General features: G+C 70.9%; 17 protein-coding genes. 16 read left to right on the plus strand and 1 reads right to left on the minus strand.

Annotated elements, in window-relative coordinates; all coding sequences use genetic code 11:
* Positions 1-41 precede the first annotated feature (41 nt).
* The 13 genes from H505_RS41710 to H505_RS41715 all read left to right on the plus strand — a co-directional run bounded on the left by H505_RS41710 (position 42) and on the right by H505_RS41715 (position 11580).
* On the plus strand, positions 42-1286 hold the full coding sequence (locus tag H505_RS41710) for a glycosyltransferase family 4 protein (RefSeq protein ID WP_233617556.1): 1245 nt from the start codon (positions 42-44) through the stop codon (positions 1284-1286).
* A gap of 284 nt (positions 1287-1570) precedes the next feature.
* Positions 1571-1990 (plus strand): Cg1360 family ATP-synthase-associated protein, encoded by a 420-nt coding sequence (locus H505_RS0113665; protein ID WP_026402444.1) that lies wholly within the window; start codon positions 1571-1573, stop codon positions 1988-1990.
* Positions 1991-2098: 108 nt separating this feature from the next.
* Positions 2099-2323 carry an AtpZ/AtpI family protein gene (locus tag H505_RS0113670; RefSeq protein WP_034517835.1) on the plus strand — a complete coding sequence of 75 codons (225 nt, stop codon included), beginning with the start codon at positions 2099-2101 and terminating at the stop codon, positions 2321-2323.
* 61 nt (positions 2324-2384) lie between these two features.
* Positions 2385-3182 carry a F0F1 ATP synthase subunit A gene (gene atpB / locus H505_RS0113675; protein WP_026402446.1) on the plus strand — a complete coding sequence of 266 codons (798 nt, stop codon included), beginning with the start codon at positions 2385-2387 and terminating at the stop codon, positions 3180-3182.
* A gap of 106 nt (positions 3183-3288) precedes the next feature.
* Entirely contained in the window at positions 3289-3522 is a 234-nt protein-coding gene (gene atpE / locus H505_RS0113680; protein ID WP_026402447.1) for an ATP synthase F0 subunit C, read from the plus strand.
* 32 nt (positions 3523-3554) lie between these two features.
* Entirely contained in the window at positions 3555-4112 is a 558-nt protein-coding gene (locus tag H505_RS0113685; RefSeq protein ID WP_026402448.1) for a F0F1 ATP synthase subunit B, read from the plus strand.
* Positions 4109-4936 (plus strand): F0F1 ATP synthase subunit delta, encoded by an 828-nt coding sequence (locus tag H505_RS0113690; RefSeq protein ID WP_026402449.1) that lies wholly within the window; start codon positions 4109-4111, stop codon positions 4934-4936. Before H505_RS0113685 ends, H505_RS0113690 begins: the two co-directional genes overlap by 4 nt.
* A 40-nt stretch (positions 4937-4976) precedes the next feature.
* Positions 4977-6614: a F0F1 ATP synthase subunit alpha gene (gene atpA, locus H505_RS0113695; RefSeq protein ID WP_026402450.1), complete on the plus strand. Its 1638-nt coding sequence runs from the start codon at positions 4977-4979 to the stop codon at positions 6612-6614.
* A 6-nt stretch (positions 6615-6620) separates the two neighbouring features.
* Positions 6621-7514 carry a F0F1 ATP synthase subunit gamma gene (locus H505_RS0113700; RefSeq protein ID WP_026402451.1) on the plus strand — a complete coding sequence of 298 codons (894 nt, stop codon included), beginning with the start codon at positions 6621-6623 and terminating at the stop codon, positions 7512-7514.
* A gap of 3 nt (positions 7515-7517) precedes the next feature.
* Positions 7518-8948, plus strand: coding sequence for a F0F1 ATP synthase subunit beta (atpD, locus tag H505_RS0113705; protein WP_026402452.1), 1431 nt, complete (start codon positions 7518-7520; stop codon positions 8946-8948).
* 87 nt (positions 8949-9035) lie between these two features.
* Positions 9036-9422, plus strand: coding sequence for a F0F1 ATP synthase subunit epsilon (locus tag H505_RS0113710; RefSeq protein WP_026402453.1), 387 nt, complete (start codon positions 9036-9038; stop codon positions 9420-9422).
* Positions 9423-9452: 30 nt separating this feature from the next.
* Positions 9453-9920 (plus strand): DUF2550 domain-containing protein, encoded by a 468-nt coding sequence (locus tag H505_RS0113715; protein WP_034517838.1) that lies wholly within the window; start codon positions 9453-9455, stop codon positions 9918-9920.
* Positions 9921-10050: 130 nt separating this feature from the next.
* Complete coding sequence (locus H505_RS41715; RefSeq protein WP_051300641.1) at positions 10051-11580, plus strand: M28 family peptidase; 1530 nt, start codon at positions 10051-10053, stop codon at positions 11578-11580.
* 76 nt (positions 11581-11656) lie between these two features.
* On the opposite strand, the gene H505_RS0113725 is transcribed toward H505_RS41715, so the two are convergent.
* Positions 11657-12283: a cob(I)yrinic acid a,c-diamide adenosyltransferase gene (locus H505_RS0113725; RefSeq protein ID WP_026402455.1), complete on the minus strand. Its 627-nt coding sequence runs from the start codon at positions 12281-12283 to the stop codon at positions 11657-11659.
* A 113-nt stretch (positions 12284-12396) separates the two neighbouring features.
* Here H505_RS0113725 and H505_RS0113730 point away from each other — a divergent pair, with 113 nt between their 5' ends.
* The 3 genes from H505_RS0113730 (at position 12397) to H505_RS47635 (ending at position 16404) form a co-directional block, all read left to right on the plus strand.
* Positions 12397-13977, plus strand: a complete 1581-nt coding sequence (locus tag H505_RS0113730) for a GMC family oxidoreductase (RefSeq protein WP_026402456.1) — start codon at positions 12397-12399, stop codon at positions 13975-13977.
* Between the two features lie 433 nt (positions 13978-14410).
* On the plus strand, positions 14411-15913 hold the full coding sequence (locus H505_RS0113740) for an aldehyde dehydrogenase family protein (RefSeq protein ID WP_026402457.1): 1503 nt from the start codon (positions 14411-14413) through the stop codon (positions 15911-15913).
* A gap of 2 nt (positions 15914-15915) precedes the next feature.
* Positions 15916-16404 carry a GNAT family N-acetyltransferase gene (locus H505_RS47635; protein WP_051300642.1) on the plus strand — a complete coding sequence of 163 codons (489 nt, stop codon included), beginning with the start codon at positions 15916-15918 and terminating at the stop codon, positions 16402-16404.
* Positions 16405-16412 lie beyond the last annotated feature (8 nt).

The following is a 16412-nucleotide window of genomic DNA, read 5'->3' on the forward strand; positions in this document are numbered from 1 at the left end:
AACTGATCGCCCGGGAGGGCCGTCTACGTATCAAGGGACGTGTGCCGGCTGGACGCGCGCGTCCGTTCGGTGGCGGCGCGGAGACCGGTGAGGGGAGGCGCAAGGGCGTGCGGGAGTACCTGCTGACCATGCTGGTCGCCGCTCTCGTGTCCTACGTGCTGACTCCCTCGGTGCGCAGGTTCGCCGTCTGGTTCGGGGCGCAGGCCGTCCCGCGCGACCGGGACGTGCACGTGATCCCGACGCCCCGGCTGGGCGGGCTCGCGATGTTCGGCGGGATGGTCGCCGCGCTGGTCGTGGCGACGGGGCTGCCGGAGATGCGCAAGGTCCTGCAGGACGGCGACATCACGGTCGCGAAGGCGCTGCTGATATCGGGCGGGCTGATCGTGCTGGTCGGCATCGCCGACGACCGGTGGGAGGTCGACGCCCTCACCAAGTTCGCCGGGCAGGTCGCCGCCGCCGGGATCTTCATCATGCAGGGCATCCAGATCTACGTGATCCCGCTGCCGAACGGGGAGTCGCTGTCGCTGCCGCCCGCGTACGGGGTGCCGCTGACGGTGTTCGTCGTGGTCGCGACGATCAACGCGGTCAACTTCATCGACGGGCTGGACGGCCTGGCGGCGGGCGTCGTGGGCATCGCGGCGCTCGCGCTGTTCTCGTACGCGTACCTGCTGTCGAAGGCGAACGGCATGACGACGCTGACGAGCGCGACGCTGACGGCGGCGGTGCTGTTCGGGATCTGCGCGGGCTTCCTGCCGCACAACTTCAGCCCGGCCCGGATCTTCATGGGCGACACCGGGTCGATGCTGATCGGGCTGCTGCTCAGCGCGTCGACGATCATGCTGACGGGGCAGTTCGACCCGGCCGTCCTCGCGAACGGGCTGTTCCCGTTCTGGGTGCCGCTGCTGCTGGTCCCGGCCGTGGCGGCGGTGCCGTTCATGGACATGCTGCTCGCCGTGTGGCGCCGCACGAACCAGGGCCGGTCGCCGTTCTCGCCGGACAAGCAGCATCTGCACCACCGGCTGCTGCAGCTCGGCCACTCGACCCGCCGCGCCGTGCTGATCATGTACTTCTGGGTGGGGCTGCTGGCGTCCGGGCTGGTCGGGCTGGCGATCTTCGACGCGGCCTGGCTCACCCTCGGCATCACCCTGGTCGTGGCGGTCGCCGGCGTGGTGCTGGTGCTGGCCGGCCCGGGGCGCGGACGGCGCCGCGGGCGGAAGCGCGCGTCCGGTGCGGACGACGCCGAGGGCGGCGCCGAACCCGCGGTGCGCACGGAGATGCCGGTCTGACGGCCCGTCCGGCCGCGGCACCCGACTCCCCGTAACCGAATCCGGTTCCGTGATTTGCGCCACTCGAAGGCGAACGCAGCCCCCCGGGCGGGGGGCCCGAAGGCGACTCGCCGGTAACGATCAGACGTCCGAGGACATGTCACTCGGCGTGTTCGCTTAAGGTCGGCTCTGTCCGCACCGTCCGGGCATCGCATTACCTAGAGGGTAATTGTGGACATTCCGGACGCTTGTGATACCTTTCACGAACAAGAGACGAACACTCAACGTGACCAGCCGGAGCCCTCATGCAACCTTCCGACGCCCGGATGCTCCGCGGCGCCGCGATCCCGACCGCAGCGGTCGGCGTGGGTGCCGTCCTGATCGGCCTGCTGACCGCGGGCACCAAGGGACTCTTCGGTGCGGCGCTGGCCGCGGTCGTGGTGATCGCCTTCTTCTCCCTCAGCGCCGTGGTGGTGTCGTGGGCCGGCCGCATCTCCGCGCAGACGATGATGCTCGCCGCGCTCGCCAGCTACGTCGTCAAGATCCTCGCGGTGATGGTGCTGGTCACGCTCATCGACGGGGTGTCGCTCTGGAACACGACGGTCTTCGCCTGGTCGGTCATCGGACTGGCCCTGACGTGGATCGCGGCGGAGTTCCGGGTCACGCTGCAGCGGGGGAGGCCCTACATTGACGAGCCCGAGGGCGCCCTGGACAAGGTTCCGTGATGAGCCCGTCACGGACGGTGCCGGCCGGAGGGGCGGCGCCGCGACCGATCGCCAGGGACTACTCCAATATGACCACCGCCATGGTGGCCTGCTATCGTCCGGAGCGCGATGAGCGAGCAGAAGCGTCGGCCGGAGGACGGTCAGAAGGAATTCGCCGACGCCGCCTGGTCCACACCCAGCTACCTCCTGTCCGGGATGATCATCTGGGGCGGTCTCGGCTGGCTGCTGGCCAAGTGGACGGGACAGGTGTGGTTCACCCCGGTCGGCGTGGTCATCGGCATCGGGCTCGCCATCTACCTGATGTACGTGAAGTACGGTCGCCATTCCGCCTGAGCGGCCCCGCCGCCGAGGAAGCCTTCGTGATCCATCGCCACATTGATGAAGGGAACGCCGCGTGAACGCGCAGACGGTCCTCGCCTCCACCGGTGGAGGGGAGTTCCAGGCCCCGGGGCCGGAGCTCTTCGATTTCCCGCCCCTGTTCGCCGGCGGCCCCGAGTGGCTCACCAAGCCGGTGCTCTTCGCGATCGTCGGCGCGCTCGTCGTCTGCGTCTTCTGCTGGAGCGCGTTCGCCAAGCCGAAGCTGGTGCCGCGGGGCGTGCAGAACGTCGGCGAGATCGGCTACGTGTTCGTCCGCGACGAGATCGCCCGCCCGTTCCTCGGCAAGAACACCGAGCGGTGGATGCCGCTGCTCATGTCGGTGTTCCTGCTGATCTGGGTCTGGAACATCTTCGCGGTCATCCCGGTGATCCAGTTCCCGATCGCCTCGCACATCGCGTTCCCGATCGTGATGGCGCTGTTCATCTACTTCATCAAGGTGTACCTGGGCATCAAGCACCAGGGGCCGGGCAAGTACTTCACGGACATGATCCCGAAGGGGCTGCCCCTCCCCGTCTACTTCCTGCTGGTGCCGATCGAGTACCTGTCGACCTTCATCCTGGCGCCCTTCACCCACGCGGTGCGGCTCTTCGCCAACATGTTCGCCGGTCACATGATCCTGGCGTTCTTCAGCCTCGTCGGCTTCTGGTTCCTGTTCGAGAAGCCCACGGCCATGGGGTTCGGAGTGGGCATCATCGGCGTGCTCGTCACCATCCTGCTGACCGCGTTCGAGCTGCTCATCCAGTTCCTGCAGGCGTTCCTGTTCACGATGCTGGCCGCCATGTACATCCAGAGCGGCCTGCACGCGGACCACTAAAGGCCACACGGTGTCGCTCTGCCCCCCGGCGGAGCGTCCCAAACAGACAACCTCGATAAGCCAGACCGGCGGACACTCCGCCGGCCGACAGAAAAGGAAAGAACCCATGACGGGAGTGCTCGCCGCCGTCGAAGGCAACGTCACCGCGATCGGGTACGGCCTCGCCGCCATCGGCCCCGGCATCGGCATCGGCATCATCTTCGGCCAGGGCGTCAACGCGATCGCCCGCCAGCCGGAGCTGACCGGCGTCATCCGCACCAACATGATGCTGGGCTTCGTCCTCACCGAGGCGCTGGCCCTCATCGGTCTGGTCGCGCCGTTCATCTTCCAGGGCATCTGATCCGGGCTTCAACCTGAGGAGGGGCTGTAGACATGATCACAGCGACTTCCGTCCTCGCGGCGGAGGAGAACAACCCTCTGCTTCCGCACCCCTACGAGCTGGTCGTCGGGATCTTCTCGTTCCTCGTCGTCCTCATCGTCGTCGGCAAGATCCTCACCCCGCGCATCCAGAAGACCCTCGAAGAGCGGTCCAATGAGATCGAGGGGGGCCTGAAGCGGGCCGAGGAGGCCCAGGCCAAGGCCAGGGCGACGCTCGAGGAGTACAAGGCCCGGGAGAAGCAGGCCGCGGTCGACGCGTCCGAGGCGCGCCGGAAGGCCGAGGAGCAGGCCGCCGCGATCATCGCGGAGGCCAAGGAGCGGGCTCAGGTCGAGGCGAACCGCATCACCGAGGCCGCCAAGGCCGAGATCGAGGCGGAGCGCCAGCAGGCCCTCGCGGCGCTGCGCGCCGAGATCGGCACGCTGTCGGTCGACCTCGCCGGGCGGGTCGTGGGCGAGTCCCTCGAGGACAGCGCGCGCCAGAGCCGGGTGGTCGACCGGTTCCTCGAAGAGCTCGAGGACCGTGCTCGCACGCAGGAGCAGATCACATCATGACCATCACGGGAGCGGTGAGCAGGGCGTCGCTGGCCGAGGCCGGGGAGCGGCTGGAGGCGGTCATTGCCTCCGGTGACGCCGACCTGGCCCGGCTGGGCGGCGACCTGTTCTCGGTGCTGCACCTGATCGACCGCGAGCACGGGCTGCGGCGGGCGGTGTCCGACCCCTCGCGGGACGGCGCCGACAAGGCGCAGCTCGTCCGGATCCTGCTGGAGGGCAAGGTCACGCCGGCCGCTCTCGGGCTGGTCGCCGACGTCGTCGCGCTGCGCTGGTCGACGTCCTCGGAGCTGGCGGACGCGGTGGAGGTCCTCGCGGTCTCCGCCGAGGCCGCCCGCGCCGAGGCGGACGGGCGGATCGACGACCTGGAGGACGAGCTCTTCCGGTTCTCCCGGCTCGTCGAGGGCGAGGCGGAACTGCGCGCCGCGCTGACGAACCGCGCCCTGCCGGACGACCGGAAGACCGGGCTGCTCGGCGCGCTGCTGGACGGCAAGGTCACCGCGGCCACATCGGCCCTGGTCACCGAGGTCGTTCTGCGGCCGCGAGGACGTAGCCTGGAGAGCGGGCTGGCCGAGTACGGCAAGCTCGTCACCCGGCGCCGGCAGCGGCTGGTGGCCCTGGTCCGCACGCCGGTCGAGCTTTCCGAGGCGCAGCGCACGCGGCTCGCGGCGGTGCTCGCCGCCGCGTACGGCCACGAGGTACACCTGAACATCGAGCTCGACCCGTCCACGATCGGCGGTCTGTCGATCCAGATCGGGGACGAGATCATCGACGGCACGATCGCCGGACGGCTGGACGACGTCCGCCGGCGGCTCGGCACCGGCTGAGGCCGGCAGAGCTGACCCCAAAGGGAGCAAGAGAGGAATCATGGCGGAGCTGACGATCCGTCCGGATGAGATCCGGAACGCGCTGGAGCGCTTCGTCCAGTCGTACGAGCCCGAGGCCGCCGCGCGCGAAGAGGTCGGCACCGTCGTCGATTCGGGCGACGGCATCGCCCACGTCGAGGGGCTGCCCTCCGCGATGGCGAACGAACTCCTGGAGTTCGAGGACGGCACCCGCGGCCTGGCTCTGAACCTGGACGTGCGCGAGATCGGCGCCGTCGTCCTGGGTGACTTCAGCGGCATCGAGGAGGGCCAGAAGGTCCGCCGGACCGGCGAGGTCCTCTCGGTCCCGGTCGGCGACGGCTACCTCGGCCGCGTCGTCGACGCACTGGGCAACCCGCTGGACGGCAAGGGCGCGATCGAGACGACCGAGCGTCGTGCCCTGGAGCTGCAGGCGCCCACCGTCGTGCAGCGGCAGTCGGTGAGCGAGCCGCTGCAGACCGGCATCAAGGCGATCGACGCCATGACGCCGATCGGCCGCGGCCAGCGCCAGCTGATCATCGGTGACCGGCAGACGGGCAAGACGACCGTCGCCGTGGACACCATCATCAACCAGAAGGAAGCCTGGGAGTCGGGCGACGAGAGCAAGCAGGTCCGCTGCATCTACGTCGCGGTCGGCCAGAAGGGCTCCACGATCGCCAACGTGCGCCGCTCCCTGGAGGAGGCCGGCGCGCTGGAGTACACCACGATCGTGGCGGCCCCGGCGTCCGACCCGGCCGGCTACAAGTACATCGCCCCCTACACCGGGTCGGCGATCGGCCAGCACTGGATGTACCAGGGCAAGCACGTCCTGATCGTCTTCGACGACCTGTCGAAGCAGGCCGAGGCGTACCGCGCGGTGTCGCTGCTGCTGCGCCGCCCGCCGGGCCGCGAGGCGTACCCGGGCGACGTCTTCTACCTGCACTCGCGTCTGCTGGAGCGCTGCGCGAAGCTGTCGGACGACCTGGGCGCCGGTTCGATGACGGGTCTGCCGATCATCGAGACCAAGGGCAACGACGTGTCGGCGTACATCCCGACGAACGTCATCTCGATCACCGACGGGCAGTGCTTCCTGGAGACGGACCTGTTCAACCAGGGCGTCCGGCCGGCCATCAACGTCGGTATCTCGGTGTCCCGAGTCGGCGGTTCCGCGCAGATCAAGGCGATGCGCAAGGTCGCCGGTTCGCTGAAGCTGGCGCTGTCGCAGTTCCGTGACCTGGAGGCGTTCGCCGCCTTCGCGTCCGACCTCGACGCCGCGTCCCGCGCGCAGCTGGACCGGGGCGCGCGCCTGGTGGAGCTGCTGAAGCAGCCGCAGGGCAACCCGTTCCCGGTCGAGCAGGAGGTCGTGTCGGTGTGGGCCGGCACGTCCGGCCAGCTGGACGACGTCCCCGTCGCCGACATCCGCCGCTTCGAGCGCGAGTTCATCGACCACGTCCAGCGCGAGGAGGGCGGTCTGCTGACCTCCATCCGCGAGACGGGTCAGCTCTCGGACGACGGCCTGGGCGCGCTCGAGCGCACGATGGCCTCCTTCAAGAAGGGCTTCCAGACCAGCGAGGGTGAGCTGCTGGCGACGGAGGAGAACGTCGAAGCGATCGACGAGGAGGCCGTCGGCCAGGAGACGATCACCCGCGTCAAGAAGGGCTGACGGGCGATGGCCCAGGTTCGCCAACTCCGGCAGAAGATCAGGTCGGTCAAGTCGACCGCCAAGATCACTCGTGCCCAGGAGATGATCGCCACCTCGCGGATCGTCAAGGCCCAGCAGGCGGTGGCGGCGTCCAAGCCGTACGCCGACCAGATCACGCAGGCCCTGTCCGCGCTGGTGAGCCATCACGTGGGCGTCGACCATCCGCTGCTCCAGGAGCAGCCGACCGACAACCGCAGCGCCGTGCTGATCGTCACCAGCGACGGCGGCTTCTGCGGCGCGTACAACGTCAACGTCATCCGCGAGGCGGAGGCGCTGATCAAGCGGCTGCGGGACGAGGGCCGCGAACCGGTCCCGTACGTGGTCGGAAACAAGGGCATCACCTGGTACCGGTTCCGCGACCGGCACATCCAGGAGCAGTGGGCGGGCTTCACCGACCGGCCCGACTTCGCCTCGGCGGAGCGGATCGGCCGGCGGCTGACCGAGGACTTCCTGAAGACGGACGCGGAGGGCGGCGTCGGTGAGATCCACGTGGTCTACACCGAGTTCGTCACGCGGCTGACGCAGGAGGTCCGGGTCACGCGCCTGATGCCGCTGGAACTCGACGAGGTCACCAGCGACAAGGTGCCGCCGGCGTACGAGTTCGAGCCGTCGGCGCAGGCCGCGCTGGACCTGCTGCTGCCCAACTACGTCGAGAGCCGCATCTTCCACATGCTGCTCCAGTCTGCGGCGTCCTTCCAGGCGTCGAAGCAGCGGGCGATGAAGTCGGCGACCGACAACGCGAACGAACTCGTCGAGGTCTACACGCGCCAGATGAACCAGGTGCGGCAGGCCATGATCACCCAGGAAATCAGCGAGATCGTCGGTGGCGCTGACGCGCTCGCCGATTCTGGCGGGGAGTAGACAATGACTGCACAGGTAGAGACGGCGACCGCGACCGGGCGCGTCGCCCGTGTCATCGGCCCGGTCGTCGACGTGGAGTTCCCCGCCGACGCCATCCCGGAGATCTACAACGCCCTTCGCGTCGACGCGAACATCGGCGGCGACGTCCAGACCCTGACCATGGAGGTCGCGCAGCACCTCGGCGACAACATGGTGCGGGCCATCTCGATGAAGCCGACCGACGGCGTCGTCCGCGGCGCCCCGGTCATCGACACCGGCGAGTCCATCTCGGTGCCGGTCGGCGACGTCACCAAGGGCCACGTGTGGAACGCCCTCGGCGACACGCTGGACGTTCCGACGGCCTCCCTGGAGATCAACGAGCGCTGGGGCATCCACCGCAAGGCGCCGGCGTTCGACCAGCTGGAGTCCAAGACCGAGATGCTGGAGACCGGCATCAAGGTCATCGACCTCCTCTGCCCGTACGTCAAGGGCGGGAAGATCGGCCTGTTCGGCGGCGCCGGCGTGGGCAAGACGGTCCTCATCCAGGAGATGATCCGCCGTGTCGCCCGCAACTTCGGCGGCACCTCGGTGTTCGCGGGCGTCGGCGAGCGCACCCGTGAGGGCAACGACCTCTGGGTGGAGATGGACGAGGCGGACGTCCTCAAGGACACCGCGCTCGTGTTCGGCCAGATGGACGAGCCGCCGGGCACCCGTCTGCGGGTCGCGCTGTCGGCGCTGACGATGGCCGAGTACTTCCGGGACGTCCAGAACCAGGACGTGCTGCTGTTCATCGACAACATCTTCCGGTTCACCCAGGCCGGCTCGGAGGTCTCCACGCTGCTCGGGCGCATGCCGTCCGCGGTGGGCTACCAGCCGACCCTGGCGGACGAGATGGGCGTGCTGCAGGAGCGGATCACCTCGACGCGCGGTCACTCGATCACCTCGATGCAGGCGATCTACGTGCCCGCCGACGACATCACCGACCCGGCGCCGCACACCACGTTCGCGCACCTGGACGCCACCACGACGCTCTCCCGGGCCATCACCGAGAAGGGCATCTACCCGGCGGTCGACCCGCTCGACTCCTCCTCGCGGATCATGGACCCGCAGGTGCTGGGCAACGAGCACTACGAGGTCGCCCAGGAAGTGATCCGGATCCTGCAGAAGTACAAGGAGCTGCAGGACATCATCGCGATCCTCGGTATCGACGAGCTCTCCGAAGAGGACAAGGTCACGGTCAACCGGGCGCGGCGCATCGAGCGCTTCCTGTCGCACCCGATGTACGTGGCCGAGCAGTTCACCGGCCAGCCCGGTGTGACCGTGCCGAAGGACGAGACGGTCGCGTCCTTCAAGGCCATCGCGGAGGGCAAGTACGACCACATCCCCGAGCAGGCGTTCTTCATGTGCGGTGGCATCGAGGACGTCGAGAAGAAGGCCAAGGAGCTGGAGAAGTAGTCCGCTCCGGTGCGGCCGGGTTCCGGACTCCGGGGCCCGGCCGCACCGGAACCGCGGCAACCGATCCGGTAATCGGAGGATTGTGACGTGGCAACCCTGAAGGTCGGGCTGGTCTCGCCGGAGCGCGAGATCTGGTCCGGCGATGCCAAGATGGTGGTCGCGCAGACCATCGAGGGCGCGCTCGGCATCCTGCCCGGGCACGCCCCGGTGCTCGGCGTCCTCCTCGACGGCAGCGTGGTCAAGATCGAGCCCGCCGACGGCGGCGAGCCGGTCACCGCGATGGTCGGCAGCGGCTTCTTCTCCGTCGCGGCCGACGAGGTGTCGGTCCTGGCCGAGCAGGCCGAGCTGAGCCACGAGGTCGATGTGGACGCGGCGAAGCGCGCGCTCGAAGAGGCGGAGGCGTCCGGCGACGAGGACGGCACGGCGGAGCGGCGGGCGCGCGCCCGGCTGCGCGCGGCGGGCATCGAAGCCTAGTATCGAGGCCGGACGGAACGGCGGGGGGACTTGGGCGAGCACCTGGCAGTGGACGTCGGCGCGGTGCTCGCCGCCCTCGCCGCGGTGTGCGCGCTCGTGTTCCTCGCGATGGCGGTACGCCGCCGCCTGTTCGTGCGCGGCGGCGGCGCGGTCGAGTGCAGCCTGCGGGAGCTGCCGGCCGAGGAGGGCGGCGCCCCGGGAGTGTGGCGGCTGGGCATCGGCCGCTACAAGGGCGATGTCCTGCACTGGCACCGCGTGTTCGGCTTCAGCAGACGGCCCCGGCAGGTGATCCACCGCCGGGGCCTCGTCGTGTCCAACCGCAGGCGCCCGGACCCGGAGGAGGCCGACGGCCTGCTGCCGGACGTGGGCATCATCGAGGTCCGCGACGGCGACCTGCGGGTCGAGCTCGCGATGGGCGCGTCGGCGCTGACCGGCTTCCTGGCGTGGCTGGAGGCGGCGCCCCCCGGCTTCCCGGTGGACCTGCACGTCCCGGAGTAGCCGTTCGGCACGGGCGGGTAAGGGCGCGGTATCGGTTCTCCCCGCGTCCGGCCGGGCGGCTTGCCGGTCACGGAGCGTGCGGAGATGATCGCTGCTGGTCAGCTGTCTCTTCCCGTTCGCAGGAGTCCAAGTGCGCAAGCTGCTCAGTGGGTCGGCCGTGCTGTTGCCCGCCGCGACCGTGTCCCTCCTGGCGTTGTCCGCGGTCCCGCCCGCGGGCGCGGCGCCGGCCCGCCCCGACCTCGCCGAGCTGGTGACGGTCGAGGACGTGCGGCGCCACCTGGAGGCGTTCCAGGAGATCGCCGACTACAACGGCGGCAGCCGCGCGGCCGGCACGTCCGGGTACGACCTGTCGGTGAAGTACGTCGTCGGGCGGCTGCGCAAGGCGGGCTTCTCGCCGACCGTGCAGAAGTTCACCTACCCGTACTGGGAGCAGCGTTCGGAGCCGGTGATGGCCCGGACGGGCGGCAAGAGCAAGAAGAAGGCGTACAAGGCGGGCGTGGAGTTCGCCTCGATGATGTACTCGGGGTCCGGTGACGTCACCGCCCGCGTGATCGCCGTGGACGTCCCGGCGAAGGGCGAAGAGGGCACCAGCGGGTGCGAGAAGAAGGACTTCAAGGGGTTCGAGAAGGGTGCGATCGCGCTCATGCAGCGCGGGAAGTGCTCGTTCGAGACGAAGGCGGAGCGGGCGCGGAGCGCGGGTGCGGCCGCGGCCGTCATCTACAACAGGCCCGATGAGAAGGGCCCCATCAACGGGACGGTGTCGAAGCCGGCGAAGCTGCCGGTGCTGTCCACGAGCCACGAGATCGGCGCGGCGCTCGCGAAGGCCGCGGCGAAGGGCGGGCTGACGCTGCGGGTGAAGACGGACACCGAGCACGGGAAGCGGTCGTCCAGCAACGTCGTCGCCGACACGAAGCGGGGCCGCGAGGACAACGTGGTCGTCGTGGGCGCGCACCTGGACAGCGTGCCGGACGGCGCGGGCATCAACGACAACGGGACGGGTTCGGCGGCGGTGCTCGCGGTCGCCGAGGAGATCGGCGCGCTCGGCGAGAAGGGCCTGCGGAACCGGGTGCGGTTCGCCTGGTGGGGCGCCGAGGAGGAGGGCCTGCGCGGGTCGACCCACTACGTCGAGAAGATGGACCCGTCCGACCGGCGGCACATCGCCGCGAACCTCAACTTCGACATGCTCGGCTCGGTGAACGGCATCCGCGGCGTGTACGACGGCGACCACTCGCTCGCCCAGGGCACCGTCCCGCCGGCCGGGTCGGCGGCGATCGAGCGGATGTTCCGCGAGTACTACAAGGGCCGCAAGCTGGCGACGGCCGAGAGCGTCTTCAACGGCCGCTCCGACTACGGCCCGTTCATCGAGCACGGCATCCCGGCGGGCGGGATCGCGACCGGCGCGGACGGCGTGAAGACGGCCGCGGAGGCGAAGGCGTACGGGGGGCGCGCGGGCAAGACCTACGACCCGTGCTACCACGAGAAGTGCGACCGGATGAAGAACGTGAACATGAAGCTGCTGGACACGAACGTCGACGGCGTGGCGCACGTGACGCAGCTCCTCGCGGCCAGCACGGTCGCGGTGAACGGCGACGCCCGGCTGCTGCCGGCGGCGCCGGGCCAGGCGGCTTCGCTGTGGAGCGGCGGCCGCCTGCTGCGCTGACCCGCCGACCGGACGTTCGGCAAGGAACGGGGCGGGGCCGACGATCGGCCCCGCCCCGTTCGCATGCCCGGTCGTCCTAGCGTTCGCCGCCGGGCTTCCACAGGACGTCGCCGTGGTCGAGGTTCGCGACCCGGCAGAGGATGAACAGCAGGTCCGACAGGCGGTTCAGGTACTTCACGGCCAGCGGGTTGACGCCGCCCGCCGCGGCCTCGGGGTCGTCCGGGGCGGCGGCGCCGTGCGCCTCGACGGCCGCCCACGCGGAGCGTTCGGCGCGCCGGGCGACCGTCCGCGCGACGTGCAGCAGCGCGGCGCCGGGCGTCCCGCCGGGGAGGATGAAGCTGCGGAGCGGCTTCAGCTTCTCGTTCTGCTCGTCGCAGGCCGCTTCGAGCTGCTCGATGTAGGACGCGTCGATGCGCAGCGGCGGGTACTCCGGGTCGGGGACGACCGGGGCGCACAGGTCCGCGCCGACGTCGAACATGTCGTTCTGCACGCGGACGAGGAGCGCGGCGACGTCCTCGGGGAGGGAGCCGAGGGCGAGCGCGGCGCCGATCGCGGCGTTGGCCTCCTCGACGTCGGCGTAGGCGGCCAGGCGCGGGTCGGTCTTGGGGGTGCGGGACGCGTCGCCCAGCGCGGTCGTCCCGTCGTCGCCTGTCCGGGTGTAGATCCGGGACAGGACGACGGGGTTCTCCCTGTTCTTCGCCATGCCGGCCACCCTAGCGCCGGGCTCCGCGCCGAAGGGCGTTCGGTAGTGTGCGACGACATCGTCCGTCAGGTGCCGGGGGGTGGGGTCGTCCGCCCGCGGGAGGCAGGTGCGCCGTGTTCGACTACATCATCGTGGGAGCGGGCAGCGCGGGGTGCGTGCTCGCCGCCCGGCTGACCGAGGACCCGTCCGTCACGGTGCTGCTGCTGGAGGCGGGCCCGCCCGACGACGCCCCCGAGATCCATGTCCCGGCGGCCGTCGCGTCGCTGGCCAAGGGCCCGTACGACTGGGACCACGCGACCGTCCCGCAGGAGCACGCCGCGGGCCGCGGCGTGTCCTGGCCGCGGGGGCGGACGCTCGGCGGCAGCTCGTCCACCGACGCGATGGTCTACACGCGGGGCGCCCCGGCCGACTACGACGCCTGGCGGGACGAGCACGGCTGCGCCGGCTGGGGCTACGCGGACCTCCTGCCGTACTTCCGCCGGGCCGAGGACCAGCAGCGCGGCGAGACCCCGTACCACGGCGTCGGCGGCCCGCTCCGCGTCGAGGACCCGCGCTTCAAGCACCCGCTCACGCAGGCGTGGGTGAAGTCGGCGAAGGCGCACGGGCTCGCCGCCAACCCCGACTTCAACGGCCCCGCCCAGGACGGCGTGGGCTTCTACCAGGTCACGCAGAAGCGCGGGCGCCGCTGGTCGGCGGCCGACGGCTACCTGCACCCGGTCGAGCACCGCCCGAACCTGACCGTCCTCACCGACGCGCTCGCGACGCGCGTCCTGGTGGAGGACGGGCGGGCGGCGGGCGTGACGTACGAGGCGCGCGGGGAGTCGCTGACGGCACGCGCCGACCGGGAGGTGGTGCTGTCGGGCGGGGCGGTGAGCAGCCCGCAGCTCCTCATGCTGTCGGGGATCGGGCCGGCCGACCATCTCCGCGAGCACGGCATCAGGGTGCTCGTCGACGCGCCCGTCGGCCGGAACCTGCAAGACCACCCGTTCGTGAACGTCATGTTCGCCACGCCCCGGACCAAGAACCTGTGGGAGCAGACGAACGCCCGCGCGTTCGCGCTGTACTCCGCCCTGGGGCGCGGCCCGTACGCGTCGAACGTCGCGGAGGCGGGCGGGTTCGTCCGGACGTCCGAGGGGCTTCCCGCGCCGGACCTGCAGTACCACGTGCTGCCGACCCCGTTCATCGGCCAGGGGCTCGTCGAGCCGTCGCAGCGGCTGCTGTCGGTGCTGGTCGGCGCGGTCGCGGTCCGCAGCCGGGGGACGCTCGCGCTGCGCTCGGCGAGCCCGCACGCCAAGCCGCTGATCGACCCCGCGTACCTCGCGGACGACGCCGACCTCGCCATTCTGGTCGCGGGGGTGAAGCAGGCCCGCGCGATCGCCGACACCGGCCCGCTCGCGTCGCTGCTCGGCGGCGAGTTCGCCCCCGGCGAGCAGGTGTCGGACGACGCGGCGATCGCCGCGTTCGTCCGCCGCGAGTGCGCGACGCTGTTCCATCCGACGAGCACGTGCGCGATGGGCGCGGTCGTGGACGGCGAGCTGCGCGTGCGGGGGGTCGAGGGCCTGCGGGTCGTCGACGCGTCCGTCATGCCGTCCGTCCCGCGCGGCGGCACCGGCGCCCCGACGGTCGCGATCGCCGAGCGCGCGGCCGACCTGATCCGCGGGAAGGCGCCGCTGGAGCCCGCGGCGGTCGGCTGAGGCGCCCGTCCGGAACGAGGAACGCCCCCGTCCGTCCGGACGGGGGCGTTCTGTGCGGGACGCGCGCCGTGCGCGTACAACCCGCGGCGGTCAACGCTTCAGGGCCTTCGCGAGCCGGACGCGGCGGGCCCGGCGGGCCTCGCGCCGGCGCTGCAGGACGCGGTCGTCGATGAAGTCCCGGGTGATTTCCGGACGGATCATGTCGTTCTCCTCGTGTTCCGCCGGGCCCTCGCGGCCCGACATCTACGAGGTTCGTCCTAAGGCGGGGGCCGCCGCATCGGGACGAAGGCTTATCCCAGGGCCTCAGGACCGCCTTAGACGGCTCGGACGGCTTATCCGCGGGGGGTAGGACTCGTGGAGACGCGGCATAAGGTGCTTTACTAACGAGTACTACGCATGCAAGCGAGCACTTACTGCCTCCCGGGAGGTTCCCATGTCCGTGGCCACGGAGAGCACCGAGAAGACGTTCGCGTCGCTGAACCCGGCCACCGGCGAGGTCGTCGCCGAACACCCCGTCCACGACGGGGCGGACGTCGCCGCCGCGATCGACCGGGCCCGGGAGGCGTCGCGCTGGTGGGGCGAGCTGGGCTGGCGCGAGCGCCGGCTGCGGCTGCTCAACATCAAGGGGTCCCTCGCGCGCAACCTCAACCGGATGGCGGAGGTCATCCACCAGGAGACCGGCAAGCCGGTCGCCGACGCGCAGCTCGAGACCATCATGGCGATCTCGCACCTGGACTGGGCGGCCCGCAACGCGCAGAAGGTGCTCGGGCCGCGCACCGTCTTCCCCGGCATGATCGCGATCAACCAGAAGTGCACGCTGGAGTACCAGCCGCTCGGCGTCGTCGGCGTCATCGGCCCCTGGAACTACCCGATCTTCACCCCGATCGGCTCGATCGCGTACGCGCTCGCCGCCGGGAACGCCGTCGTGTTCAAGCCGTCCGAGTTCACCCCGGGCGTCGGGACGTACCTCGCCGAGCTGGTCGCCGGGGTCGTCCCCGAGCATCCGGTCCTCCAGGTCGTGACCGGGTACGGCGCGACGGGCGCCGCGCTCGCGTCGTCCCCGCACATCGGCAAGCTCGCCTTCACCGGCTCCGCGCCCACCGCCCGCAAGGTGATGGCGGCCTGCGCCGAGAACCTCACCCCGATCGTCGCCGAGTGCGGCGGCAAGGACGCCTGCATCGTGGACGGCGACGCCGACCTCGACGCCGCCGCGGACGCCGCGCTGTGGGGCGCGATGTCGAACGCCGGGCAGACGTGCATCGGCGTCGAGCGGGTCTACGTCGTCGACCGCGCCTACGACGCGTTCCTCGGCAAGCTCACCGAGAAGGCCCGCGAGCTGCGCCCCGGCTTCGACCGCGAGGCCGCCTACGGCCCGATCACGATGCCCGGCCAGCTCGACATCATCGAGCGGCACATCAAGGACGCCCTCGACAAGGGCGGCAAGGCCGTCGTCGGCGGGCCCGAGTCCGTCCGCAAGCCGTACGTGGAGCCGGTCGTCCTCACCGACGTCCCGGACGACTCCGCCGCCGTCTGCGAGGAGACGTTCGGCCCGACGATCACCGTGCACCGGGTCGCGTCGCTGGACGAGGCCGTCGAGAAGGCGAACCGCACCAGCTACGGGCTCGCCGGGACGATCTTCTCCGGCAGCAAGTCGCGCGCGATGGAGGCGGCCCGCGCGATGCGGTCCGGCATGACGTCCATCAACGCGTTCGCCGCGTTCGCGCAGGTCGCCGCGCTGCCGTTCGGCGGCGTCGGGGAGTCCGGCTTCGGCCGCATCCACGGCGCGGACGGGCTGCGCGAGTTCGCCCGGCCGAAGGCGATCACCCGGCAGCGGTTCGCGACCATGAACCTGACGTCGTTCGGCCGCTCCGAGAAGGAGATGGCGCGCGTCCTCGGCCTCATCAACATGCTGCACGCCAAGCGCTACAAGCGGTGACCATGGACGGCGGTTTCGCACCGGTGCGCAGCGGCTGGCGGGCCGCGCTGCGCCCGGTGCCGCCGCCTCCGGAGGGGTTCCGCCCGTTCGCCGACGCGGACCTGCCCGTCCTCGCCGCCCTCATGTGGGACGCCTACCGCGGCACCCCCGACGAGGGCGACGTGGGCGGCCCCGACGGCGCCCTGCGGGAACTGCGGCGGACGCTGGCCGGCGAGTACGGCACGTTCCTGCCGGGCGCGTCGTTCGTCGCCGAACCGGACGGACGTCCCGTCGCCGCGGCCCTCGTGACCGTCTACCGGGACGAGCCGCTGCTCGCGTTCCTGTTCACGGCGCCGTCCCACACCGGCCGCGGGCTCGGCCGCGAGCTGGTCCTCGCGGTCATGCACGCCGTCGCGGAGCGGGGCCACGGCACCCTCACCCTCGCCGTGACCCGCCGCAACCGCCGCGCCCGCCTCCTGTACCACCGGCTCGGCTTCGTCGAGATCGCCTGACCCCGCCC

Source organism: Actinomadura rifamycini DSM 43936 (assembly GCF_000425065.1).
GTDB lineage: Bacteria > Actinomycetota > Actinomycetes > Streptosporangiales > Streptosporangiaceae > Spirillospora > Spirillospora rifamycini.